Genomic DNA, 23,730 nt, shown 5'->3' with positions numbered 1-23,730 from the left:
CATTATTTCTAATTTTACCATAAGTTGAAATAAACAGAAGAATAAATTTAAATTGATCTTTATTTCATTGCGTATAGAATAGCCTTTTGCTAAAATATGGAAAGAATAGAAAGGAACGTTTCTTATTATGAAAAAACCTGTATTTTGGAACTCAATTGCTATTTATTTACTATTATATAATAATATTTTGCTCATTATTGCGTTGATCATGTCGTTAAAAGCGATAGTGGAAGGACATGGATCTTTTGGAGCGGATGTTTGGTATCAGATTTTTGTTTTTCTCATTTATATTATTGTGATTGCCGGATTAATGATAGGTGGTAAAAAAGGATACATCGCCTCAGTGCTCTTTATCCCATTCATCTTTCTAATGTATTTTTACCCACCGATAATGGTCAGCATGTTTCCTAAAATGATTATGTTAGCATTTCGTGTGTTTGAATTTGTTTCGATGCTTTATCTGGTTATTTCACCAGAATCTAGAGCTTATATTCAAAACAGTAAGCAAAAAAAGGAGTAGGAATTTCTCCCTACTCCTTTTTTTAGATATATTGTAGTACTTTTTCTTCTTGGTAAGCTTGATCAATCAAGCCACCACCAAGACATTCCATACCATCATAAAAGACAACGGCTTGTCCTGGAGTAATTGCACGTACAGGTTCAGAAAAAATCACTTTAGCTGTCGTTCCGTCACCCGTTAACACAACTTTAACGGGTATATCCTCTTGACGATAGCGGAACTTCGCCGTACATTCAAATTCTCTAGGCATTTCTGTATCAACGGTAAAATGAATTTCACTTGCATCTAAGTGTGTTGCATATAATTGTTCATGATGGAAGCCTTGTCCAACATATAATGTATTCGTTGCTAAATCTTTCCCCACTACAAACCAAGGTTCTTGTGAGCCTTTGCCACCACCGATGCCTAAGCCTTGGCGTTGACCAATGGTATAATACATCAAGCCGTCATGTTTTCCTTTGATCTCCCCGTCTAACGTCATCATATTTCCTTTATTAGCAGGTAAATAAGTACTTAAAAATTGTTTGAAGTTCTTTTCGCCAATAAAACAAATACCTGTTGAATCTTTTTTCTTCGCAGTTGCTAGATCAGCGCGTTCTGCAATTGCTCGAACTTCTGATTTTTCCATGCCGCCTAAGGGGAACATTGTTTTAGCTAATTGTGCTTGAGATAATTGACTCAAGAAATAGGTTTGATCTTTATTATTATCTACACCACGTAACATACGTACTGTACCATCTTCTTTTCTTTCTACTTGGGCATAATGTCCCGTTGCCACATAATCTGCACCTAGTTGCATTGCGTATTCCAAAAAGGCTTTGAATTTGATTTCTTTATTACACATCACATCAGGATTTGGTGTTCGTCCTGCACGATATTCTGCCAAAAAATATTCAAATACACGATCCCAATATTCCTTTTCAAAGTTTACTGAGTAATAAGGAATACCGATTTGGTCAGCAACTTTCGCTACATCCTTGTAATCTTCGGTGGCTGTACATACACCATTTTCATCCGTGTCATCCCAATTTTTCATAAAGATACCCACGACATCATAGCCTTGCTCTTTTAAAAGCAGTGCTGTAACAGAAGAATCTACACCTCCGCTCATGCCTACAATGACACGAGTTTTGCTGTTATCTGTCATTTGATCACCATCATTTCAATTTAGATTCTGAATTGATCTACGATTTGAAGGTCGTAACTTTTCAGTGATACTTATTATACTAGTATTTTGATAGAAGTAAAGCTCTTAGGAACATACCTTAATTTTGGCTAAATAATAACTGATATTTATCTCCATATTTTCGTAGTAAGTTTTCTTCTAGCAGTTGATATTCCAGCAATTGAGAATGACCGATAGTAAAATGATAGGCCAAACTTTGATTTCTTCTGCCATCATCAAATACTATATTTAAAAGATGAACATCATTTTTTTATTATCATCACTGCTAGCACTCATAGCAAAATGGATAATTTCTTCATCTTTATAACGAATACCATTAATACTGATCCTGCCTTTATGAATACCTATATTTTGTAATGGTATCCTCTTTTTAAAAGAAATGTTTCGGATCCCGACAATAAAAAATATTCCAAGGACAATCAAAGCTTGCCATTTAGTTTCCAAAAGTCTTATCGGAACAAGCAGGTACATAAGAAAAGTAATAACAGCTCCAATCATTAACGCAATCAGATACTCCGTCCATTTTATAGAATAGCGATCAATTCCAGAATGGATAAACCGATCAGAATGATCTCTGTCTGACCCTCTAACAGAGACTGCAAGATAAACGAGATCCTATTATCTTTTGAATAAAAATATAGTACCAAGCTAAAGATTATCCCTATTAAAATCATAAATACTAAATTATTTTTTCTAATCCAAAACACCTTATTTTTCATTTTCCTCACTTCTTTTAAAGATCGAGGACAAAAAAAGTTTATCAAGAATTTTTAGGTCTGACAAGAGCTCTTACTATCAAAAAATAAGATCTGTCCACAAAAGGACAGATCTTATTTTTTGAATCGATTGATTACACTTTTTCCAAAACGCCACGATTGATCATGCCATCCATCAAGAAATAGAACTTCTCTTGGCTCATTGCATGTGATTCATTCTTGAAAATATTCATTGATTTTAGTCCGTTCGCCGTTGTTACTGACATTTTTAATGTTTTTAAATCTTCAGCAATCGTAATTTTTAATTTAAACCCTTCATTACTTTGAGGAGTTGCATCCAATGGACGAATCAATTGGAAGTTTCCTGAATTTGTTTCAGTAAAACCATTATCTTTTAATGTATATTTCTTTGCTTGTTCATTTACTTTATAAAATACCGTACAACCTTCTACTGTTGCTTTTTCTTCAAATGCCATTTTTCCACCTCTTTATTTATTGTCTCTTTTATTATAGTTTGTAGTCTTTCATTTTACCAGCTCTAATCGATTTTTCTTAGATTAAGCTTGCATTTTTTGGATAGTGTTGATCAAGATCGTCACAAATCGATAAATTTGGTCATCATCATTGCCTAAACCAAAGCTGATGCGTACTGATTCTTTGATTGCGGAATGATTCTTCCCATACATCGCTTCTAAAACGTGGGAAGGTTCAACAGTTCCTGCCGTACAAGCTGAACCAGTTGAGATTGCTACTCCTTGCAAATCTAAATGCATCAATAATAGATCGCTTGCTATGTCTGGAAAACGTAAATTCAAAATATGCGCTAATTTCTTTTCAGGATGACCATTGATTTGATAGCGAATCTTTGCCTCATCCAATTGCGTCAAGATGATTTTTTGATAATTAATATATTTTTCATGCCGCCGCTCTTTTTCATTAGTAGTCAACATTTCAACGGCTCTGCCCATACCAGCAATCCCCGTCAAGTTTTCTGTGCCCGCCCGACGTTTTTCTTCTTGTTCTCCACCGTGTAACAATGAAGGTAAAGAAATTTCATCGTTTTTATATAAGAAGCCTACTCCTTTTGGTCCATTGATTTTATGAGCCGAAATACTTAGCAAGTCAATTCCCAACCCGTGCGGTAAGATCCGTTCAGAGCCATATGCTTGTACAGCATCAGTATGAAAAATCGCTGGGTGTGTCTTTAGTAATTCTCCGATTTCTTTGATTGGCATTAAATTACCAATTTCATTGTTACCATACATCACAGAAACCAATATTGTATCCTCCCGTAATGCATCCTTCACAGCAGCAACAGACAGCATCCCTTTTTTGTCAACAGGTAAATAGGTTATATCAAATCCTAAGCCGTCCAAATACTTCATTGTTTCCAACACAGCAGGGTGTTCGATGACCGTTGTAATTAGGTGCTTCCCTTGGCTTTGTCTAGAAAGAGCGGTCTCAATAATTGCTGTGTTATCCCCTTCGGTACCACCGCTATTAAAAATAATTTCATGTGGTTTTACCTCAAGGCTTGCTGCAATCACTTGGCGAATATCTTCTAATTTTCGGTGTGCTTGTCTGCCGAATGTATGGATACTGGATGGATTGCCAAATGTCTGTGTCATTTCACTTGTCATTAGGTCTATAACTGTAGGATGGATCGGCGTCGTTGCTGCGTGATCTAAATAAATGGATTCCACTGAACTCGTCCTTTCTGAAACATTTTTAATGGGATTAGTGTACCATAACTAAGATTGTTCCTCAAAGATTGCTTCTTCTCAACTTCCCTTTGCAAAACGCTTTTCTTTACGATATGTATAGATATTGCCATACGTAAAGACTGCGATCGCTAGCCAAATAAAACCAAATGCGATAAATTGTTCTGCTGAGTAAGGCTCATGGTATAAAAAGAGAGCAGATAGCAACATTAATGTGGGGCCAACATACTGAATGAATCCTAAAATAATATAAGAGATTTGTTTTGCTGCTTCTGCAAAAAGCAATAATGGAATTGCTGTAACAATACCTGCGCCAACTAATAATAAATTAGTTGTTGCCTCATAATTCATAAATCCTTGTTGTGAAAAGAATAGTAAATAAATCATTGCGACAGGTAAAATAACAAACGTCTCAATTGTTAACCCAGTATATGAACTAACCGTCACACCTTTTTTGATCAGGCCATAAAAACTAAAGGTTACAGCCATGACAAGTGGGGCAAAGGGAATCTCTCCAGTTTGAATGGTTAATAAAACGACACCTGTCAAAGCTAAACTACAAGCAATCATTCCTGAACGATTTAATTTTTCCTTCAAAATCAGTGTTGCCAGTAATACATTCACCAGTGGATTCATATAATATCCTAGACTAGCTTGTGTCACATGTCCTTGGCTAACTGTATAAATAAAGGTAAACCAATTGACTGAAATTAAAATAGCGGCACAAATAATAGCAAATAATTTTTTCTTATCCTGTAGTACCAATTTAACTTCGGCTAAAAACAATGACCACTTTTTCGTGATCAAAATATAGACAATCATAAATAAAAATGACCAAATAATTCGATAACATAAAATATCTAATGGCTCGACGGTTGGCAGCAACTTCCAATAAATCGGGATGATCCCCCAAAATACATAGGCAATAAATCCTAATAGAACACCTTTTTTTTGCTCTTTCATCTAGCAGCCCCTTTCTCTTTTTCTTTCCGAATGAAAAGAATGAATAAAAAGAAGTTCAGCTTAAAACAATAACTGAACTTCTTTCATCATTTAAACAGGTCGTTATTATTTCTCTTCTAAACGAAACAGTGGACTCATTGGTATATTTTCATGAATTCGTTTCACTGCTTCTCCCATAAGCTCTGCACAAGAAACAATCGTTAAGGCATTTGGTTTGCGGTCTTCTGAAATAAATACAGAATCCGTTACACAAATTTGTTCGATTGGGGCGGCATCTAGTGTCTCTTTTGCGCCTTTAGACAATAGCCCATGAGAAGCACAAGCATAGATTCTCTTAGCGCCGTTTTCTTCTAAAATCTCTGCAGCCGTTGCCATCGTACTACCAGAATTTAAAATGTCGTCTACTAAAATACAGGTTTTCCCTTTAACTTCACCAATAACATACCCTGAACGTACACCATCAACTTCCTCTTGATCAATGATCGCTAAGGTTGCATCTAAATACTCTGACAAGCTTCTAGCTCGCTGTACACCGCTATTTTTAGGAGAAACAACGACAATCTCTTCTCCCGTTAATTGCTGCTGGCGATAATTATGTGCAAACAACGGCATTGTGAATAAATTATCCACTGGAATGTCAAAGAATCCTTGGACTTGAACAGTATGTAAATCTAAGGTCAAGACACGCGTTGCACCTGCTTCTTCTAATAAATTAGCTACCAATTTCGCTGTGATCGGTTCTCTTGGTTTCGCTGTTCGATCTTGTCTAGCATACCCATAGTAAGGCAATACCACGTTAATTGTTTTAGCGCTAGCTCGTTTTAATGCATCAATCATGATCAATAATTCCATTAAATTATCATTAACAGGCAAATTGGTCGATTGAACAAGAAAAACATGGTCCCCACGAATACTCTCTTCAATGTTGATTTGAATTTCTCCATCACTAAATTGACGCACCGTACTTTTTCCGAGTTCAGTCCCGACAACTTCAGCAATTTTTTCTGCTAAAGGACGATTAGCATTCAAACTAAAGATTCGTAATGTTTTATCCTGGTATTTTTGGGTCATGATTTCCTCCGTGATCTCGATATTTTTCTATTCTTTCAGTTAAAAACTTCAATTTCTATTTTACCATTGATTCAGTAAAAAATCATGGATCTTTTTCTTTCTTGTGATAAATAATTGAAATTTTATCGACTTTTCAAAGAAGAAAATCCTCCTTACAAAAGTGTTCGTTAAATCGCTATGAATGCTCTTGCTTTTCAATAATAAGTGAGCAAAAATAAAGAATACTTGGAGGTGAATAACCTATGCATCACAAAAAGCAGCATAAAAAAAATAATCCTTGGATACCCGCAATGGTTACGATCCTGTTATTCGTACTTATTGGATTAGAAGGACACCTGCTATTTGCCCCTCATGATACTGCGCCCGCTACAAAAAAAGAAACACTTGAAACGACGCAATCCGCTATTGATCGGACTCAAGATGCTCAAATTGCAAGTAATTTTAATCAAGAGGTTCAACCTACTTCTGATTTAGCGCAGCAAATCAACCAACAACTTGAAGACAATTCTTTTATAGGAACAGCTTTAGTTGTACATGACGGTCAGATTATCCTCCAAAAAGGCTTTGGTTATGCCAATTTTGCTAAAAAACAGGTCAATACGCCTCAATCCCTCTTTCAAATTGGTTCCATCCAAAAAGCGTTGACAGCGTCATTGATTCTACAACAAGTACAAGCAGGAAAACTTTCATTAGATGAAACGTTAGATCGTTTTTATCCAACAATACAAGAAAGTGAAAAAATAACCATTCGTCAATTACTTTCAATGAATTCAGGATTGTATCAAAAAGAAAAACCGAGTCTTATGATGTCTGATGAGGCATTTTTACAATTTGACATTGCCAATGCTGCAATGGGGACTTATGGTCAGTTTAAGTATGATGCAATCAACTACTACATTTTGGTGGGTATTTTGGAACAACTAACTGGAATGTCGTACCAGAAATCATTTAATCAAACCTATATTCAAAAATTACAATTATTTCACACTCTTTCTTACAATGATTTTTTACATTCAAAGGACCGAACCGTTGCTTATGAAAATGTTTCTGGCAAAGATTATGGAACTGAAATCGCCGATAAACCATTAGTATTCAAGCAAGAAATTGGAACAGGTAGTATTGCTATGACCACGGGTGATCTGTATTTATTTTTTTCTAATTTTTTATCAGGAAATATTATTGACAAAGAAACCGTTGATTCATTTTGGACCTCAGAAACATTGCGCAAATTTGCTGGCGGAATGTATAACTACAAAAATTATATTCGTGCCCATGGAATTGAAGAAGGATTTGAGCCCAATGTCTATTTTTCAAAAGACAAACAAGATGCTGTGATTTTGCTTACCAATCAATACCCTAAAAATCATAGTAACACTCTTTTGGGTAAAACAATTTTTGATTTATTGGGCTCTTATGAAAACTAAATAACCTAAATAAAAAATCTAGCGGTCGGTCTGACCGCTAGATTTTTTATTTTTTTAGGCAAACCTAAAATATAGATTGATTTTAATTTAAGTTTATCTTATACTAATTTTAAGGCAAACCTAAAAAGGAGGTTTTTACATGTCTATAACTAACAATAATCTTACAATCAATCATTTAACGGTTAGCTATCAAGGTCAACAAGCTTTAACCGATATTTCTTTACAGATTCCTGCTGGAAAAATCACTGGTATTATCGGTCCAAATGGTGCTGGAAAATCAACATTTCTAAAAGGAATGCTAGGATTGATCAAAACAGATACTCGAACGGTGTTAGCTGGTGAGCGGCCGATCGACACTCAAAAAAAACGGATTGCTTACGTTGAACAACGTAGCGCACTCGATCTTTCTTTTCCAATCAATGTGTTAGAAGTTGTACTTCTAGGTACGTATCCAAAACTCGGACTTCTGAAACGGCCGAAAAAGGAAGAAAAAGAACAAGCTTTAACTGCACTTAGAACCGTACAACTTGAAGACTTTGCCAAGCGGCAGATCGGTGAATTATCTGGCGGACAATTACAGCGTGTCTTCATTGCTCGTGTTCTTGCTCAAGAAGCTGATATCATTGTTTTAGATGAACCCTTCGTAGGAATTGATATGACAAGCGAGAAGGTGATCATGGATATTTTAAAACAATTAAAGGAAGCAGGAAAAACCATTTTGATCGTTCATCATGATCTTCACAAAGTTGCACATTATTTTGATGAGGTGATCCTTTTAAAGAAAAAACTGATTGCAAATGGACCTGTTACAGCAACTTTTACAAACAAGAACATTCAACTAGCCTACGGTGACACAATGGGCGATATTATTATCAAAGGAGTGGCTGATGCATGATAGCAAATTTTATTGATGGTTTGGTTCGTTACCAATTTTTACAAAACGCTTTGATCACTTCGATCATTGTTGGTCTTGTTTCAGGAATTATTGGTTCATTTATCGTTTTACGCGGAATGTCCTTGATGGGGGATGCGATTTCTCATGCGGTATTACCTGGAGTCGCAGCTTCTTATATGTTTGGTGTCAATTATATTTTCGGTGCGACGATTTTTGGTATCTTAGCTGCTTTATTGATCGGTTTCATTACTCAAAAAAGTCAGTTGAAAAATGATACGGCAATCGGGGTTGTTTTTAGTTCCTTTTTTGCCTTAGGAATCATCATGATTTCCTTTGCCAAGAGTTCCACTGATCTTTATCATATTCTTTTCGGAAATGTCTTAGCCGTTCGAGATTCTGATATTTTGATTACTGTGATTGTTGGAATCGTCGTCTTGATTTTTGTCAGTCTTTTCTATAAAGAGCTGCAAATTACCTCTTTTGATCCAACGATGGCACAGGCTTATGGACTGAATGTTCAGTTTTTCCATTACGCATTGATGTTTTTGTTAACCTTAGTCGCTGTATCATCTTTACAAACAGTCGGCACAATCTTAGTAATTGCCATGTTGATCACTCCTGCAGCAACAGCTTATCTGTTGACGAATCATTTGCCGACAATGATTGCTTTAGCTTCAACTTTTGGCATATTAAGTTCGATCATTGGTTTATTCTTTAGCTATTCTTATAATTTAGCATCAGGTGCTACGATTGTTTTAACTGCTGCTGCATTTTTCATTTTGGCTTTTCTATTTTCACCAAAAAAAGGACTATTTTTTGTCAATAAACAGAAAACGGAGGAATCTACACTATGAGAAAAAAAATACTTTTAATTGCTGCTTTAGCTAGTTTATTTTTACTAGCTGCTTGTCAATCTAACACTGCCGATACGTCTGATAAAGAGAAAATCAACGTTGTAGCAACGAATTCGATTCTTGCTGACATGGTAGATAATGTGGGGAAAGATTTGGTTAATTTACACAGTATTGTGCCAGTGGGAACAGACCCTCATGAATATGAGCCTTTACCAGAAGATGTTGCCAAAGCATCTGAAGCTGATGTGTTATTCTTCAACGGCTTAAATCTGGAAACAGGCGGCAACGGTTGGTTTAAAAAATTGATGGAAACCGCCAAGAAAAAGGAAGACCAAGACTACTTTTCAGTAAGTAAAAAGGTCGATCCGATGTACTTAACAAGTGCTGGCAAAGAAAATGAGCAAGATCCTCACGCTTGGTTAGATATTCAAAACGGCATACTTTACGTTGAAGCGATCAGAGACACGTTGAGTGAAAAAGATCCTAAAAATAAAGAAACTTATGAAATCAACGCCAAGGAATATATTGAAAAACTTTCAACCTTAGATAAAGAAGCTAAGGAAAAATTCGCTGATATTCCAGAAGATCAAAAACTATTGGTTACTAGTGAAGGGGCATTTAAATATTTCTCCAAAGCATACGGATTGACTGCCGCTTATATCTGGGAGATCAATACAGAGAGCCAGGGGACACCTGATCAGATGAAGCAAGTCATTGACCAAATCAATAAGACGAAAGTTCCAGCATTATTTGTGGAAACAAGTGTTGATAAACGAAGTATGGAACGTGTTTCAAAAGAAACAAATTTACCAATTTACAATACGATTTTTACCGATTCTATCGCCAAAAAAGGGGATGATGGTGACAGTTATTATGCTATGATGAAATGGAATTTAGATAATATTCACGATGGCTTAATGAAATAGAAAATGTGGAGTTGGCATGGTTATCCCTGTCAACTCCACATTTTCTATTGTATCATGTCTTCAATATTAATCACACGATCGGTGATATCTATATAAAACTCCTCTTCGTGAGAAACGATTACGATTGTTCCTTGAAAATGCTGAATTGCTTGTCGCAAACTGTCTTTCGCTGCAGCATCAATATGATTCGTTGGCTCATCTAAGAAGATAAGATTGCTGCTCTCCATTGTCAGTTCACTTAATTTTACCTTTGTTTGTTCTCCCCCACTTAATAAGCGTAACGGTTGATTCACTAATTTATCAGGTAAGCCGCATTTTGCCAGATAGGTACGTATTTCTTTAACGGTCTTTTTAGGAAAACGATCGCTTAGATAAGCGAGTGGTGTTAAATAATCATTGTCCCACGTCAACTCTTGGGAGAAATACGCAATTTTAGTATTGGCAGGATATTGATATTCGCCACTGATGGCATTGATTTTCCCAGTTAACGTTTTGATCAATGTGGATTTTCCAATACCATTAAAGCCTTTGATTGCAACTTTTTCACCACTATGAATGGATAAATTGATTGGGGCTAATAATGGTTCACTGTAACCGATCACCAACTCATTTGTCACTAAAGCTAAACTTGCGACAATCGACTGGTAAGGAAACTGGATTTGCGGTTTCATCAAACTTCCAGGTGGTGCCAATCGTTCCACTCGATCTAATTGCTTCTGACGACTTTTAGCCATCGTTGCGCGATTTCCCGCTTTGTATTTACGAATATACGCTTCGGCTTTTTCAATTTTCGCTTGTTGTGCATGATATTGTTTCAAATAACTTTCTTTGTTCTGCTCTTTTTGAGCAAATGATTTTTTAACATTTCCTGTATATTTTGTTAATTTACCAAATTCAATATCACAGATACAATTAGTGACAGCATTTAAAAAATGATAGTCGTGAGAAACTAAAATAAATGTGCCAGTAAAGCTATTTAAATAATTGATCAACCATTCGATATGAGTATCATCTAAATAATTTGTTGGTTCATCTAAAAGTAAGACATCTGGTTCTTCTAACAGCAGTTTTGCCAAAATCACTTTTGATCGTTGACCTCCACTTAATTCATTCATCGGTCGATTTAACCCGATTGCTTCAATCCCCAAGCCATTAGCAAGATCATTGATGATTGTATCCCTTTGATAAAAATCACTTTCATCTAGCTGTGTTTGAAAATTCCCAGCTCGTTCTAGTAACTTGTCCTCCCCAGTTTCACCAAATTTTGTATATAGTTGATTGATTTTCGTTTCTATTTCATACAATGGTTGATAAGCTTGCTGTAAAAATTCATTGATCGTACTATTTCCAATCACTTCCACATATTGATCTAAATAACCAATTTTAGTATTATTTTGCCAAGTGATCGTGCCATCATCTGCTAAAATTTCACCAGTTAAAATTTTGACTAATGTTGATTTTCCAACCCCATTTTGACCAGTAAGTCCCATATGATCCCCTTTATTGACTCGCAAAGATGCTTCTTCATAAAGAATCTTTTCACCAAAGCGTTGGGTTAAATGTTCAATTGTTAATATGCTCATTTGCTTTTCCTCATTTCTATTTCTTGATTTGTCTTAAGTGCTATTTATTCGATAGTTAAACTTGTCTTAGACAACTGTTTTATACGTTTAAAATCAATTTGTTCTTTTCAGTTTGATACAAAAAAACAAGCGACCAAATAGGTTTCCCTATCTTATCCCTTGTTCTGCTCTCAACAAAGGACAACGTATAAAACACGTTGTCCTTCAATCAGCGCTATAAAAAATCATCATCCATCGCCAAAAAAATACTAAATAAGACTAGCGACTAGTCTAAAAAAATTCAGTATTCTTCTTAAACGATGAAGCGTTCATTTTATTAGGCTCCACAACAATGCTTCATCACATTCAACTGTCGGGAGCTGATTCTTTTTACAAATTTATCGGAAAGAACAAACATTCTTAATCACCTTTCTTTACAAAATTAGTTTACCATAATTTGTTTGAAAAGCAAAGATTCTACTTTTTTTGAAGAAGATGTTGTACCGATTTTTTTCCATTCGTTATATTTTTTTAAAGGCAGGTCTGATATCTGCATCCGTTACTCCCCCAAAGGATAACCAATGCAGCTGTATAAAAAATTTCATGAAAAAAAACTATTTTTTTCTGCTTCATTCTTTTCCCAGTTTTTTCAAAAACGTCTCTTTCAATCGCTACACCCGTCCACCAACTGAATAGACAGACGGTTCATTTGAATTTGATACACCTAATAAACCTAAATCACTTGTAATAATGGCTCCTATGCGATAATTAAATCGTCCAACATCTATTTAAACTGTACAATTCATGTTAGTTTAATAGAATCAATGTCTACAACCTCATCAAGTAGAAATAAATAAGTATAGGTATGGCAGTTGATTATTCCACCATACTTATCCTTTTTGGTCTCACTATTCTAAAGATTTCAAATAGGTTAACGCATAGCATACATGAAATTCTGTTGCCAACGCTAGTCCTGCTTCATCAATATCAAATTTTTCGTGGTGATGACCATACTGTGTATCAAGATTATCCAGATTTCGAGTCCCAACACGACCATAAACACCTGGAGCTTTTAGCAAAAAATCAGCGAAATCATCTGCTCCTAAGCTTTTGATGTGATCCGTTACGACGTTGTCCCGCCCAACGATTTCTGCCGCTACTTCTTGCGCTAATTCGGTTGCTGTATCATCATTGATCAACGGACCTGCCGCATCATGAATATGAAAAGAAGCAATTTTAGTTCGATGAGCTTCAGCGACTTGTTCAGAAATTTCTTCTACACGTTTCAAAACAAACGCTCGCGTTTCATGGCTAAATGCTCGTACAGTTCCTTCGATTCTTGCATGATTCGCTACAATATTATAGCGAGTACCTGCATCAAGTACGCCAATACCAACCACCACTGGATCTAGAGGACTGACTTCTCTAGCCGCAATTTTTTGAAGTTCTACGACAATACTTGCAGCGGCTAACACTGCATCTCGCCCAACATTCGGCTGTGCAACATGACTACTTAACCCCTCAACTTCAATTTTGAAAATATCACAAGATGCATTCGTCGCTCCTTTGGTGGCCACTAGTTTTCCTACAGGAATGCTGGAATCTAAATGAATGCCAAAAACTTGATCGACATTTTCAACAAAACCACCCTCTACAAATTGACAAGCACCCGCGCCAATTTCTTCTGCTGGCTGAAACGCTAATTTGATGCTTCCACTAAAGTCTTCCTCATGATTTTTCAACACTTTAGCTGCACCTAATAACGCAGCTGCATGACCATCATGTCCACAAGCATGATTCAACCCAGGATTTTTTGATTGATAGTTTTTCCCAGTAGCATCTTCTAATTCTAAGGCATCAATATCCGCTCTTAAAAGAATCGTTTTTCCAGTTCCTTTTTTACCAGTGATGGTTGCCAAAGCGCCAGTTTCACCAACTGCTTCATAAGGAATCGCTAATTTTTCAAGCTCTTCTTTGATTCGTTTGATCGTTTCAAACTCTTTTAAACTGGCTTCTGGATATTGATGAAAATGACGTCTTAGCGCAATCACATTGTCTGAATTTTCTTGAATTTCTGCTTTGATCGATTGTTTTGTTACTACAGTCATTTATTTATCCTCCTCTTATTTTCTGCCAAATGTTTCCCAAGCTGGAATACTTGACCCTTTTGACGTTTCTTCGATGACTTTCTTTGTTTCTTCTTGTTGATAGGTATCGATCACTTTATTGTACGTTTTATTGTCTTCATCTTCTTTACGGGCAACAATGATATTGACGTATGGTTTAGATGTTTCATCAACTGGTTCTAGGAAAATCGCATCTTTAGTTGGAACAAAACCAGCATCTACGGCCATTCCGCTATTAATAACAGAAGCATCAATATCTTGAAGTGCTCGAGCAGTTTGAGAAGCATCTAATTCTGTGATTTTTAGATTCAATTTATTTTCTGTCACATCATTGACTGTTGGTGTTTGTTTTTTAGCTGGATCAACCTTGATTAAACCAGCACTTTGTAATAGTAATAACGCGCGTCCACCATTTGTTGCATCATTTGGGATGGCGATTTCAGCACCATTTTTTAATTCTTTGATGTCTTTTATTTTAGAAGAATAGATCCCTAACGGCGCACTGACTGTATTCCCAATCGAAACAAGCGCTGTTTTATGTTCTTTGTTATAGTTATCCAAGAAAATTTGGTGTTGGAATGAATTCAAATCAATTTCTTTTTCCGCTAAGGCAGCATTTGGTTGTGTATAATCGGAAAATTCGACAAGCTGAAGATCAATTCCCTCATCTTTCAAACGTTCTTTTACTGATTCTAAAACTTCATTATTGGCCCCAACTACACCTAGTTTCACGACTTCACTCTTCTCACTTTTAGCACTCCCCGCAGAACATCCAGCTAAGATAAATCCAATTGTTAAAGCTAATCCGATAATTTTAATTGTTTTTTTCATTCTATTTCCTCTTTCCACTTATTATTTTAATGAGATGTTTTTTTGATCAATGTATTACTGATAAACTGACTAGCAAAAACTAAAACTAAAATGATCAATGTTGCTACAATTGTCACATCTGTTTGGAATCGATTGTAGCCTCTGGTGATGGCTAAATTTCCTAAACCGCCCGCTCCAATTGCTCCAGCCATTGCCGTCAGCCCAATTAAATTAATTATTGTAACGGATGAAACACGGATAATACTTGGCAGCCCTTCAACTAAATAAACCCTAAAAATAATGCCCAATGGACTAGTTCCCATTGACTCAGCTGCTTCGATCACACCTGAATCAACTTCTAATAAAGCATTCTCAATCTGTCTTGCAAAAAATGGAATCACTCCTATCACCAGCGGCACTAAAGCAGCCGTTGTTCCAATCGTTGTTCCTGTTAAAAAACGAGTGAGCGGCTGAATCAATGCCAGCATGATGATAAAAGGGATGGATCGGCATACATTAATGATTTTTTCTAAAATATTATAAATAAAGCGATTGGCTAAAATTCCTTCAGGACCTGTTGCAACTAGAACAACGCCAAGTAACGTACCTAAGATTCCAGCAATAACTGCTGTCCAAAAGACCATATATAATGTTTCGATCGTACTATCGATAAATTCTTGTTTTAGTAATAGCACATTTGGAAAATAATTTTGTAAAAATGTCTGCATAATTGGCACTCCTTTTCTTTACTTTAGATAACTTGTAACGGTACGATATTTTTTGTTCCCTCGTAATCTTTCAGGACTTTGATTTTCACACCTTGTCTTTGTAAAAAGTCTAACGCCCTCTCCCGTTGGTTCTCCTCTCCCGAAAGAATCACAATCAGATTTCCAATAGGAACTTGCTGTAAAATTTCTACATTGCCATATAGGATATTCGTCACAACATGGTATTTGCTGTAAAGTTGCGCAATCAACGGCTCACTTGTTTGTTCTCCCACATACGAGAATTCTACCAACACTTCATTTCCACTTAAATTCGTTAAACTAGGATGCTGAATAATCGTTTCCAACGCTTGATCAATATGTGTCGCAGTTCGAATAAAGTCCTTCGTCAAGGCTTCTTTAGGCTGACTGAAAATCGACACAATATCATTTTGCTCAATCACCTGTCCAGCTTCCATCACAGCTACTTTGTTGCAAATTTCCTTCACTACTTGCATTTCATGGGTGATCAAAACGATTGTTAAGCCTAGTTCTTTATTTAATTTTTTTAATAACTCTAGAATCTGGATCGTAGTTTTTGGATCAAGCGCACTGGTCGCTTCGTCACATAATAAGATTTCTGGATCGTTGGCTAAGGCTCTAGCAATCGCTACTCGCTGTTTCTGTCCACCGGATAACTGACTCGGATAAGCATCCTTTTTATCGGACAGTCCTACTAGATCAAGCAAACGTTCGATTTTTTCTTTGCGTTGTTCCTTTGATAATCCAGAATATTTTAGTGAAAAGTCTACATTGGCGAAGATTGTTCGTTCCTTCATTAAATTAAAATGTTGGAAAATCATCCCAATTTTTTTACGCTGTGTTCGGAGTTCTTTCGGTGAAAAGTGAAGAATATTCTTTTTATTAATTAAAACTTCACCAGCTGTTGGTCGTTGAAGTAAATTGATCACACGAACTAAAGTGCTCTTACCTGCTCCTGAATACCCTACAATCCCAAAGACATCTTCTTTTTCAATCGTTAAGGAAACATCTTGTACCGCATTAATTTGTTGTTGTTTTTGATAAAATGTGACATCGATATTTTTTAATTCAATCATTTTTGCACCTCCTATAATTCTTTTGGAATAAACCAGTAGTTTCCTTGGTTATGTTCCTTTAAATAATTTTTAAATGTGTCTGAATGATAAGCTTTCACAACGTCCTTGGCCCAGGCACTCTCTGAATTCTTTTCATCTACCGTTGCAACCAGTTCATACTCTTTTAAGACATCTTCTGAAAGTAAGCTGTCATTAGGTTCAAGTTTGGCGCTATAAACAATGCTTCCAGGAATCACTGCGTAATCTAAATCTGCTAAACTTCGGGGGATCTGCGCTGATGACATTTGAATCAGTTCTAAATTTTTTGGGTTACTTTCAATGTCTTCTTTTGTTGCTTTAACTGGATCAACTCCTTCTTTTAATTTGATCCACCCCGCTTTTTCTAAGAGATTGAATGCTCGTGCAGTATTTGAGGCATCATCAGGAATCCCGATTTTATCTTGTTCTTTTACCTCCTCTAAATTGGTTTTTCTACCTGGAAATAGTCCCGCTGGAACAGTTGGAATTGATGTAATCCCGACTAAGTGAGCTGCTTTATTCTCATTAAAATTATTCAAATACGCTGTATGTTGATCAACATTTAAATCAATTGCTCCCTCTGTTAAAGCCACATCTGCTTGAATTAGTTCTGTAAACTCTGTTTGTTCTATTTGATAACCCTCTTTTTCTAAAATCGGTTTGACTGCCTCTAGAAATAATTCACTATAAGGCCCTGGTGATGTCCCGACTCGGATAACTTTGCTTTCTTTTTTTTCTGATACACCCTGATCGTTATTTCCACATGCCGTAATGCCGATGATCCCTGTTATGATCAACAAAACTCCAACTAACTTTTTCTTCATGTCTCTTCCCTCCATTACTTTATTTATAAAAGAAAAAAGCGTCCTCAAATGTATTAAATTATACATTTGAGGACGCTTTTGCGTGCTACCACCTCTATTTGATATTTATTCACATAAATATCCTCGTCAAGTACGGCGATCACTGATCGATTATACTCTAGCACGGTAACGGGTGCATCCGTCGCTGTCTTATGAATCATTCATTCGAAGCGCTGCTCAATGGCCATTTTCCAGATTTCGTTTACCGCTTGTTTTCAGCTACCCAAGCTCTCTGTTAGATATCGTTTCATCTGTACTTTCCATCTCATTGCTTTGTTTATTTAATTATTTGAAGGATCAACACTTCCTTCGTCAGTCTTGTACTGTTCAACATCTAATTGCTATGTAATTAGATGTTGAACATGTAAAAAGCCCTCTACCAGCTTATGCTAGTAAAGGGCGAATAATCGCGGTACCACCTTTGTTTTAAAGTAAAAAAATTACTTTTCTTAGACCAAGTCTTACAACTTGTCGCTTTGATAACGGGTGCTTTCCCGAAGCTGCTTACGTATCAACAGCATATCCTCATGAGGCCATCTTCAATCCTTTTGCACTTATCTCTTTTCACCTACCGAGACTCTCTAATAAAGCACATCCAAATTTACTCTTCTCTTCAACGGACGAATATTCATTTGTTGTTACATTGTATTCTACTGGAAAATAAAATCGATGTCAAACATTTTTTTATTTTTTACTCAGTAATTGTTTCAGCTGTATTTACCAAGTACTGTTCTAAGACTTCCTTTGATAATTCTTTCCCGTATCCACAAATTGGACACAACAAATAATGACCAGATGATGTAGTGAAAAGTGGGATCCAAAATAACGTAAATTTACGCCCGATTTGTTTTCCCTGCATGACTACTTCGTTATTACAAGGGCTACAATCACATTAAATCACGGTATCCCCTAAATCCTTTTCAAAACCTCGACTACCCCAAACAATAAAAATATTTATTTTCTCCCTTTCATTTTAGTTTACCAATAGATTCTAAATCCTGTTAATAACATTTGAGAGCTGTTCGTCAAGATCAAGCGTTTATTATATAACAATTCACAATTTTTTAATCTTCTGATTTAAGCGGAAATTTATTGACAAACTTCAGCATCTACGGTAATCTGTTATCTGTATTACATAATAATGTGCCGCCTTAGCTCAGCTGGTAGAGCACCACCATGGTAAGGTGGGGGTCGACGGTTCGAATCCGTCAGGTGGCTTACTATAGAAGCTGTATTTTCAAGTAGTCTGGGGGTACAGTTTTTTGCTGTCCTCTTAACGTGTTGATAGCGCCCCCTCTTCTGATTCAAGCCGTCTACTTCGAACATAAACAGATAGTCATTCAATCTTTGTAAAAAAACGAATATAATAAAAATAGATAATTCCTTTGGAGGTGACAATCAACTGATGTCGAATAACAAAAAACTAACATTCGAATTCTATCAAAAAAATGATCAGATACTCTATTCTATTCTTACTCAAGACATTCGTGTTATGCGCTACATTACTGAAAAAGCTGAATCGGAAACTGAAGTTGTTGATAACTTCAAAAAAATTCTACACTATAATGCTACTCATAATGACCAAACAGGCTATTACAAAATTTTTGATCAAGAAACCTATATCGGCTTTGGCAAATTATCTTGGGATGACGAAGATAAAATCGAAATTGGGTATATGATACTACCTGAAAAATGGGGGAAAGGGTATGCAACTCTTGTGATTGCACATTTTCTAGACTGGATAAAACGCTCAAGATCTCTATCTCAATTCACTGTTTACGCCATTATTGATCCTAAAAATAGTGCTTCGAAACATTTATTAGAAAAACATGCGTTTGTTTCTGTTTGGCAAGGGATTGAAGATGGGCTACCTTCTGAACATTTGATTTGGCAACCCTAGTTTTCAATTTCTGAATGGACTAAAAAGTGTCCGCTCTTTTTCTAAGAGCTAGACACTTTTTTGTTATACACTTAATTTTCAATCATCATATCTCTTTCGCTTAGATGAAGCAGGTATTCCCAAAGCTTCCCGATACTTTGTAACCGTTCGACGCGAAATTTCTATCCCATGTTCTTTTAGCAAGTCCACCAATTTCTGGTCAGAAAATGGTTTAGCTTTATTCTCATTATCAACTAAAGTCTGTAATTGTTTTTTTATACTACCAGTTGACGTTTCTTCTCCTGTGCTATCATTTGACAATCCATGAGAAAAAAATGAACGAAGCTCAAATACACCAAATTCTGTTTCCAAATATTTACCATTAACTGTCCGACTGACTGTGGATTCGTGGATGTTTAACGCTTCAGCAATCTCTTTTAGAGTCATCGGTTTTAGCGGTCGATCTTCTTTTAAAAAGAATTCCTGCTGACACTGGACGATCTCTGTTCCAACTCTTAAAATCGTATCGCCACGTTGCATGATTGTTTTTTCTAACCATTCGAATTCATTTTTCTTTTCCTTGATGTATTCTTGAACCTCTTTATCATCCGTTGCTTGCATTCGTTCAAAATAGGTTTGTTGGAACTGGATCGTGGGCGTACCCGCTTTGTTTGAAATCACAGTAAGCTGCCTGTCTTTGATTCGTAAGGTTAAATCAGGGCGGATATACAATCCAGAAGTGGATTCAAAAATACTTCCTGGCGCAGGTGTCAAGTTCTGAATATAATCAAAAATCAATTGAATCTCTGATAAACTGACATCAAATTTTTTAGCAATCAGACCCCACTTGCGATTAGCTAAATGATCAAATTCCTCCTCAATCACAATATAAGCCAATTCAGGTGCATTATCATCTCGTTCAACCTGCAACATCAAACATTCACGTAAGTCTCTTGCACCGACACCGGCCGGATCTAATTGTTGGATCAATGTCAAAGCATCCAACATCTCAATTGATTTTGCGCCTGTTTTTAAACAGGCTTCTTCTAAATCAATCATCAAATAACCATTTAAATCAATAGATTCAACTAGAAATAATACTAAAGTACGTAAATAAGTATCACGATAATTTAAGTGGATTTGATCGATCAAATATTCAAAAAGCGAGGTGTGATCGTCAGGAATTTGATTTAAATAATTATTTTCTTCATTTGTATAAGTTCGACTACTAGAACTTGGAAAATCTCCATAGTTTGTCTCTGTTTGTATATCGATCAAAGGGTTTTCCAATGACTTAGATTCTATGTATGCAAAAAGCTCTTCTGAATTGTATTGTAAAATCTGTATCGATTGTTGTAATTGTTGTGTCATTGCAAGTTTTTGGACTTGTTTTTGTTGTTGTGATAAATGTTGTTCGAATTTCAATTTCTTGGTCCTCCCCCTTGTAATTTATCAAAATATCAGCTAAACTAGTAGACGTGCTTGCGCCCTTAGTGTAGTGGATATCACGTAAGATTCCGGTTCTTGAGACGGGGGTTCGATTCCCTCAGGGCGCATCTTTTTTGACTACTAGTTTCCTACTACATGTAGCATTATAGCATAGTTTACAGGCAGATGTAGACCAGTTTTCGCTAGATTATCGTAGTAGTTCTAACCGGTGCACTACAATAGTGTAGTGTTTTTTTTATAAACCTTTTTTCATTAGAGCTAAATTATTGTTGCCTCTCTCCCTTTTCTCATTTATCTATCAATTTTATATAAAATTTGATAAATAAATGCCGGTTTTGTGTGTTATTATAGTTTTTTTGGAAAATATATTAGTTAGGTAGTTGATAATATTGAGTCAGCGTCACACAAGGCTACTAGTTATTTCGCTCTTTTTAGCTCTTACAGAAGTTATCTTCACACATTATTTTAATCAATTTAGTGCTATTGATTATCAAGTGTTATTTTTAGTTATTACTTTGATCCAAGGAGGAATCCTCTTATATTTCTTGCTCTCGTTTCTGTTATTATTATTTATCAATCGTACACCAAGAAAATAATTTTCCCACTTATTATCCACATAAAAAACGCCCGCTAAAAGCTAGAGTATCGAGCTATCTTTTGGTGGGCGCTTTCTCTTTTGTCAATTCTTATAAAATCATCGTCTCCAGTTCAAAACGAATCTTGCTTTGGATTTTCTGGATTTTTTCTATTTCTGTACGTTTTTCATCTATCTGATATTTTTGTGCAATCGAATGATTATAGGAAATAATGTAACTAATCGCCCACAGTCGAGGTTCTTCAATGATTTCATCAGCTAAAGGATACAATAATGCAAAATGCAGCCTGATTTCCTCCATGATATCTACTAGTAAAATGGGATCATCATTGATCAATTCTTTTTCTAAAAATAATAGAATCCTTTGATAGGCTGCGCAATCCAATGGCATACCGACAGCTGCTGGGATAACTGTGTATTTCTTGTTATCTCTCCACAAAAACTCAACTTCTTCTTTTACATGAAGACTGACAAGCTCTTCCAAGATCCATGATCGAACTAAATTATGTACCTGATCATCCAGTAGAATTTTCTTTCCAATCGCAATAAATTCATCTTGGGGAAGTTGGCCAGCTTTTTTGACGATTGCTAATTGTTCATAATGGTTATGGGTATTTAGATGAAGCAATTCTTCTTTTAATTCTTTGATTTTACTCACTTCAAATTGCTGATACATCAGTTCCACATGCCGAATTTTCTTCTTTAAAGAAATCAATTTTCTCATTTCACCGCTTTGCTCCATCAAAATTCGCTCGTTGATAATACTATGTGCCTGAATAAACATATGATTTTGGATCAGGATTTGGATATACAACTCCATATAATCTAAATAAGCGAAATAATGTTCTTTCATTTCTGAAGCTAAAGATAATGCCTGATCATTTTCATCTATTTCTAAGTACATATTTACCAACACTAGATTTAACGGAAAGTCTTGTCGAATTGCATAAGCTTGTTCGTAGTAACCAACAGCTTCAACTAAATCTCCTTGTTTTGCTGCTTCCTGTCCCAGCTCAATAAACCGTTCATAGTTTTTTGGAAATGGAATTTTATTTGTCAAAAGAAACACCACCTTCCTAATGTTTATTTCCCATGATATCGTAATTATTCACATAATTACTATCAAAAAAGAAATAGTGTGTATACTTTAAAAAGGAAACCCCTTACTTAACTAACTATCCTATAAGCTCAATGAACTTCTAATATAAATTTCGAATAATAACAGCCATTTCTGATTGCCCTTGTGCCTGCATTCGTTCTGCTTTTTCACTCAATGTATAGCCAACATAAAAGTCTTTTGTCAATTCATCTTGCACCTTAAATTCTACAACTTCTTCTACATGAAAAGCATTTGGTTCAACTTCTTGAACACTATCCCACCCTGTATCAATAAATACTTTTGTAGCATCATGGATGGCATCATTTGCTTCTAACTCTGCCACAATTTTCTTTAATTGTGAGAAAGTCATTACTTCTACCCGATTATCCATTGTATTGCCTCACTTTCTGTTCTCTACTTCTTCTTATATTCTCACCACATGTATATCCAACCATTTACTTTTCTCCACTATTATCATAACCTAAAATTGATTTTTAGAACACTTAAATTTAAAAAGAAGGAAAATAAACTTTTTTGTTTATTTCCCTCCTTTTTTTATTATTCTTTGATTAATTCACCATCTTCAATGCGATAAACCTTGTCACTCCATTCGATCATTCTCGGATCATGTGTGACCATAATCGTTGCCTTTTGCTTTTCGTGTGCTTCTTTTGCTAAAATTTTAACGACTTCATAGGCATGCTCTGTGTCTAAACTTGCCGTTGGTTCATCAGCTAATATAAGACTTGGTTCATTAAATAATGCCCGCGCGATCGCCACTCGCTGACGTTCTCCACCGGATAGATCACGTGGAAATTTATGGATCAGATCGGCGATATCCAAAGAAGACAATAATTCATTGATTCGCTGTGTTTCTATTTTTTTCTTTTCGATTTTATCAACTAAAGTAAATTGCTTTTCCACAGTTAAAAATGGAATCAAATTAGAAGATTGTAAAATAAACCCAATCTCTTCAAAACGTAATCTTGATCGCTTCTTTTCATTTAAATGGGTAAAATCTTTTCCATTGATCATGATATTACCGGTTGTAGGTGTCTGTAGCCCTCCTGCAATCGTTAAAAAAGTACTCTTACCTGATCCAGAAGGGCCAATGATACTGACAAATTCTCCAGCTTTAACACCTAAATTGATTCCTTTTAAGGCTTCAACTTTGGCATGTCCTTTACCGAATGTTTTTCGAATATCCTCCATCAATAAAATATCATTCATT

General features: G+C 35.7%; 22 protein-coding genes, 2 tRNA genes and 2 other annotated features. Of the genes, 8 read left to right on the top strand and 16 right to left on the bottom strand.

The window, feature by feature from the left end:
* Window positions 1-127: 127 nt before the first annotated feature.
* The gene (locus BCR24_RS10980; RefSeq protein ID WP_069640568.1) at window positions 128-520 is read left to right on the top strand and encodes a hypothetical protein; all 393 of its coding nucleotides are present in this window, start codon (window positions 128-130) and stop codon (window positions 518-520) included.
* 22 nt (window positions 521-542) lie between these two features.
* On the opposite strand, the gene mnmA is transcribed toward BCR24_RS10980, so the two are convergent.
* The 6 genes from mnmA to BCR24_RS10945 form a co-directional block, all read right to left on the bottom strand.
* A complete protein-coding gene (mnmA, locus tag BCR24_RS10975; protein WP_069640567.1) occupies window positions 543-1,667 on the bottom strand; it encodes a tRNA 2-thiouridine(34) synthase MnmA in 1,125 nt (374 codons plus the stop codon).
* A gap of 267 nt (window positions 1,668-1,934) precedes the next feature.
* Complete coding sequence (locus BCR24_RS10970) at window positions 1,935-2,204, bottom strand: hypothetical protein (protein ID WP_069640566.1); 270 nt, start codon at window positions 2,202-2,204, stop codon at window positions 1,935-1,937.
* 352 nt (window positions 2,205-2,556) lie between these two features.
* Window positions 2,557-2,898, bottom strand: coding sequence for a DUF1831 domain-containing protein (locus BCR24_RS10960; RefSeq protein WP_069640564.1), 342 nt, complete (start codon window positions 2,896-2,898; stop codon window positions 2,557-2,559).
* 81 nt (window positions 2,899-2,979) lie between these two features.
* Window positions 2,980-4,125 carry a cysteine desulfurase family protein gene (locus BCR24_RS10955; protein ID WP_069640563.1) on the bottom strand — a complete coding sequence of 382 codons (1,146 nt, stop codon included), beginning with the start codon at window positions 4,123-4,125 and terminating at the stop codon, window positions 2,980-2,982.
* Window positions 4,126-4,203: 78 nt separating this feature from the next.
* Entirely contained in the window at window positions 4,204-5,106 is a 903-nt protein-coding gene (gene rarD, locus BCR24_RS10950) for an EamA family transporter RarD (RefSeq protein WP_069640562.1), read from the bottom strand.
* A gap of 105 nt (window positions 5,107-5,211) precedes the next feature.
* Window positions 5,212-6,177 (bottom strand): ribose-phosphate diphosphokinase, encoded by a 966-nt coding sequence (locus BCR24_RS10945; protein WP_069640561.1) that lies wholly within the window; start codon window positions 6,175-6,177, stop codon window positions 5,212-5,214.
* A gap of 242 nt (window positions 6,178-6,419) precedes the next feature.
* On the opposite strand from BCR24_RS10945, the gene BCR24_RS10940 reads away from it, so the two are divergent.
* From BCR24_RS10940 to efaA, 4 genes are all read left to right on the top strand, one after another.
* Entirely contained in the window at window positions 6,420-7,601 is a 1,182-nt protein-coding gene (locus tag BCR24_RS10940) for a serine hydrolase domain-containing protein (protein WP_069640560.1), read from the top strand.
* Window positions 7,602-7,740: 139 nt separating this feature from the next.
* Window positions 7,741-8,496 carry a metal ABC transporter ATP-binding protein gene (locus tag BCR24_RS10935; protein WP_069640559.1) on the top strand — a complete coding sequence of 252 codons (756 nt, stop codon included), beginning with the start codon at window positions 7,741-7,743 and terminating at the stop codon, window positions 8,494-8,496.
* Complete coding sequence (locus BCR24_RS10930) at window positions 8,493-9,350, top strand: metal ABC transporter permease (protein WP_069640558.1); 858 nt, start codon at window positions 8,493-8,495, stop codon at window positions 9,348-9,350. The genes BCR24_RS10935 and BCR24_RS10930 overlap by 4 nt, the downstream gene beginning before the upstream one ends.
* The gene (gene efaA / locus BCR24_RS10925; RefSeq protein WP_069640557.1) at window positions 9,347-10,276 is read left to right on the top strand and encodes an Mn/Fe ABC transporter substrate-binding lipoprotein EfaA; all 930 of its coding nucleotides are present in this window, start codon (window positions 9,347-9,349) and stop codon (window positions 10,274-10,276) included. Before BCR24_RS10930 ends, efaA begins: the two co-directional genes overlap by 4 nt.
* Before the next feature lie 44 nt (window positions 10,277-10,320).
* Here efaA and BCR24_RS10920 read toward each other — a convergent pair whose 3' ends face one another.
* The 6 genes from BCR24_RS10920 to BCR24_RS10895 all read right to left on the bottom strand — a co-directional run bounded on the left by BCR24_RS10920 (window position 10,321) and on the right by BCR24_RS10895 (window position 17,438).
* Complete coding sequence (locus BCR24_RS10920) at window positions 10,321-11,859, bottom strand: ABC-F family ATP-binding cassette domain-containing protein (RefSeq protein ID WP_069640556.1); 1,539 nt, start codon at window positions 11,857-11,859, stop codon at window positions 10,321-10,323.
* Between the two features lie 887 nt (window positions 11,860-12,746).
* Entirely contained in the window at window positions 12,747-13,946 is a 1,200-nt protein-coding gene (locus tag BCR24_RS10915) for an amidohydrolase (protein WP_069640555.1), read from the bottom strand.
* A gap of 15 nt (window positions 13,947-13,961) precedes the next feature.
* The gene (locus BCR24_RS10910; RefSeq protein ID WP_069640554.1) at window positions 13,962-14,795 is read right to left on the bottom strand and encodes a MetQ/NlpA family ABC transporter substrate-binding protein; all 834 of its coding nucleotides are present in this window, start codon (window positions 14,793-14,795) and stop codon (window positions 13,962-13,964) included.
* Between the two features lie 26 nt (window positions 14,796-14,821).
* The gene (locus BCR24_RS10905; protein ID WP_069640553.1) at window positions 14,822-15,502 is read right to left on the bottom strand and encodes a methionine ABC transporter permease; all 681 of its coding nucleotides are present in this window, start codon (window positions 15,500-15,502) and stop codon (window positions 14,822-14,824) included.
* 23 nt (window positions 15,503-15,525) lie between these two features.
* Window positions 15,526-16,596, bottom strand: coding sequence for a methionine ABC transporter ATP-binding protein (locus BCR24_RS10900; protein WP_069640552.1), 1,071 nt, complete (start codon window positions 16,594-16,596; stop codon window positions 15,526-15,528).
* An 11-nt stretch (window positions 16,597-16,607) separates the two neighbouring features.
* The gene (locus tag BCR24_RS10895) at window positions 16,608-17,438 is read right to left on the bottom strand and encodes a MetQ/NlpA family ABC transporter substrate-binding protein (protein WP_069640551.1); all 831 of its coding nucleotides are present in this window, start codon (window positions 17,436-17,438) and stop codon (window positions 16,608-16,610) included.
* A 65-nt stretch (window positions 17,439-17,503) separates the two neighbouring features.
* Window positions 17,504-17,755: a binding site (T-box leader), on the bottom strand.
* A 114-nt stretch (window positions 17,756-17,869) separates the two neighbouring features.
* Window positions 17,870-18,103 (bottom strand) — a binding site (T-box leader).
* Between the two features lie 519 nt (window positions 18,104-18,622).
* On the opposite strand from BCR24_RS10895, the gene BCR24_RS10885 reads away from it, so the two are divergent.
* Window positions 18,623-18,695, top strand: a tRNA-Thr gene (locus BCR24_RS10885).
* 187 nt (window positions 18,696-18,882) lie between these two features.
* Complete coding sequence (locus BCR24_RS10880) at window positions 18,883-19,377, top strand: GNAT family N-acetyltransferase (RefSeq protein ID WP_069640550.1); 495 nt, start codon at window positions 18,883-18,885, stop codon at window positions 19,375-19,377.
* A 78-nt stretch (window positions 19,378-19,455) separates the two neighbouring features.
* On the opposite strand, the gene rpoN is transcribed toward BCR24_RS10880, so the two are convergent.
* On the bottom strand, window positions 19,456-20,781 hold the full coding sequence (gene rpoN / locus BCR24_RS10875; protein WP_069640549.1) for an RNA polymerase factor sigma-54: 1,326 nt from the start codon (window positions 20,779-20,781) through the stop codon (window positions 19,456-19,458).
* A gap of 59 nt (window positions 20,782-20,840) precedes the next feature.
* Between rpoN and BCR24_RS10870 the strand changes: the two genes are divergently transcribed.
* A tRNA-Arg gene (locus BCR24_RS10870) sits at window positions 20,841-20,912 on the top strand.
* A 579-nt stretch (window positions 20,913-21,491) separates the two neighbouring features.
* Here BCR24_RS10870 and BCR24_RS10865 read toward each other — a convergent pair.
* The 3 genes from BCR24_RS10865 to BCR24_RS10855 all read right to left on the bottom strand — a co-directional run bounded on the left by BCR24_RS10865 (window position 21,492) and on the right by BCR24_RS10855 (window position 23,729).
* Window positions 21,492-22,469 (bottom strand): tetratricopeptide repeat protein, encoded by a 978-nt coding sequence (locus BCR24_RS10865; RefSeq protein WP_240604503.1) that lies wholly within the window; start codon window positions 22,467-22,469, stop codon window positions 21,492-21,494.
* Window positions 22,470-22,599: 130 nt separating this feature from the next.
* On the bottom strand, window positions 22,600-22,890 hold the full coding sequence (locus tag BCR24_RS10860) for a hypothetical protein (protein WP_069640547.1): 291 nt from the start codon (window positions 22,888-22,890) through the stop codon (window positions 22,600-22,602).
* Between the two features lie 167 nt (window positions 22,891-23,057).
* Window positions 23,058-23,729: an ABC transporter ATP-binding protein gene (locus BCR24_RS10855; RefSeq protein ID WP_069640546.1), complete on the bottom strand. Its 672-nt coding sequence runs from the start codon at window positions 23,727-23,729 to the stop codon at window positions 23,058-23,060.
* Window position 23,730: the final 1 nt, after the last annotated feature.

This window comes from Enterococcus ureilyticus (assembly GCF_001730315.1).
Lineage (GTDB): Bacteria > Bacillota > Bacilli > Lactobacillales > Enterococcaceae > Enterococcus_L > Enterococcus_L ureilyticus.
This window is presented reverse-complemented; position numbering and strand designations above follow the sequence as displayed.

Bases quoted from the DNA above. Each gene is read 5' to 3' on its own strand.
- BCR24_RS10960 (WP_069640564.1), bottom strand. From the start codon at position 2,898: ATGGCATTTGAAGAAAAAGCAACAGTAGAAGGTTGTACGGTATTTTAT.
- BCR24_RS10860 (WP_069640547.1), bottom strand. From the start codon at position 22,890: ATGGATAATCGGGTAGAAGTAATGACTTTCTCACAATTAAAGAAAATT.
- BCR24_RS10910 (WP_069640554.1), bottom strand. From the start codon at position 14,795: ATGAAAAAAACAATTAAAATTATCGGATTAGCTTTAACAATTGGATTT.
- BCR24_RS10940 (WP_069640560.1), top strand. From the start codon at position 6,420: ATGCATCACAAAAAGCAGCATAAAAAAAATAATCCTTGGATACCCGCA.
- BCR24_RS10880 (WP_069640550.1), top strand. From the start codon at position 18,883: ATGTCGAATAACAAAAAACTAACATTCGAATTCTATCAAAAAAATGAT.
- BCR24_RS10970 (WP_069640566.1), bottom strand. From the start codon at position 2,204: ATGATTGGAGCTGTTATTACTTTTCTTATGTACCTGCTTGTTCCGATA.
- BCR24_RS10905 (WP_069640553.1), bottom strand. From the start codon at position 15,502: ATGCAGACATTTTTACAAAATTATTTTCCAAATGTGCTATTACTAAAA.
- rarD (WP_069640562.1), bottom strand. From the start codon at position 5,106: ATGAAAGAGCAAAAAAAAGGTGTTCTATTAGGATTTATTGCCTATGTA.
- BCR24_RS10855 (WP_069640546.1), bottom strand. From the start codon at position 23,729: ATGAATGATATTTTATTGATGGAGGATATTCGAAAAACATTCGGTAAA.
- mnmA (WP_069640567.1), bottom strand. From the start codon at position 1,667: ATGACAGATAACAGCAAAACTCGTGTCATTGTAGGCATGAGCGGAGGT.
- efaA (WP_069640557.1), top strand. From the start codon at position 9,347: ATGAGAAAAAAAATACTTTTAATTGCTGCTTTAGCTAGTTTATTTTTA.
- BCR24_RS10945 (WP_069640561.1), bottom strand. From the start codon at position 6,177: ATGACCCAAAAATACCAGGATAAAACATTACGAATCTTTAGTTTGAAT.
- BCR24_RS10980 (WP_069640568.1), top strand. From the start codon at position 128: ATGAAAAAACCTGTATTTTGGAACTCAATTGCTATTTATTTACTATTA.
- BCR24_RS10895 (WP_069640551.1), bottom strand. From the start codon at position 17,438: ATGAAGAAAAAGTTAGTTGGAGTTTTGTTGATCATAACAGGGATCATC.
- BCR24_RS10915 (WP_069640555.1), bottom strand. From the start codon at position 13,946: ATGACTGTAGTAACAAAACAATCGATCAAAGCAGAAATTCAAGAAAAT.
- BCR24_RS10930 (WP_069640558.1), top strand. From the start codon at position 8,493: ATGATAGCAAATTTTATTGATGGTTTGGTTCGTTACCAATTTTTACAA.
- BCR24_RS10900 (WP_069640552.1), bottom strand. From the start codon at position 16,596: ATGATTGAATTAAAAAATATCGATGTCACATTTTATCAAAAACAACAA.
- BCR24_RS10935 (WP_069640559.1), top strand. From the start codon at position 7,741: ATGTCTATAACTAACAATAATCTTACAATCAATCATTTAACGGTTAGC.
- BCR24_RS10920 (WP_069640556.1), bottom strand. From the start codon at position 11,859: ATGAGCATATTAACAATTGAACATTTAACCCAACGCTTTGGTGAAAAG.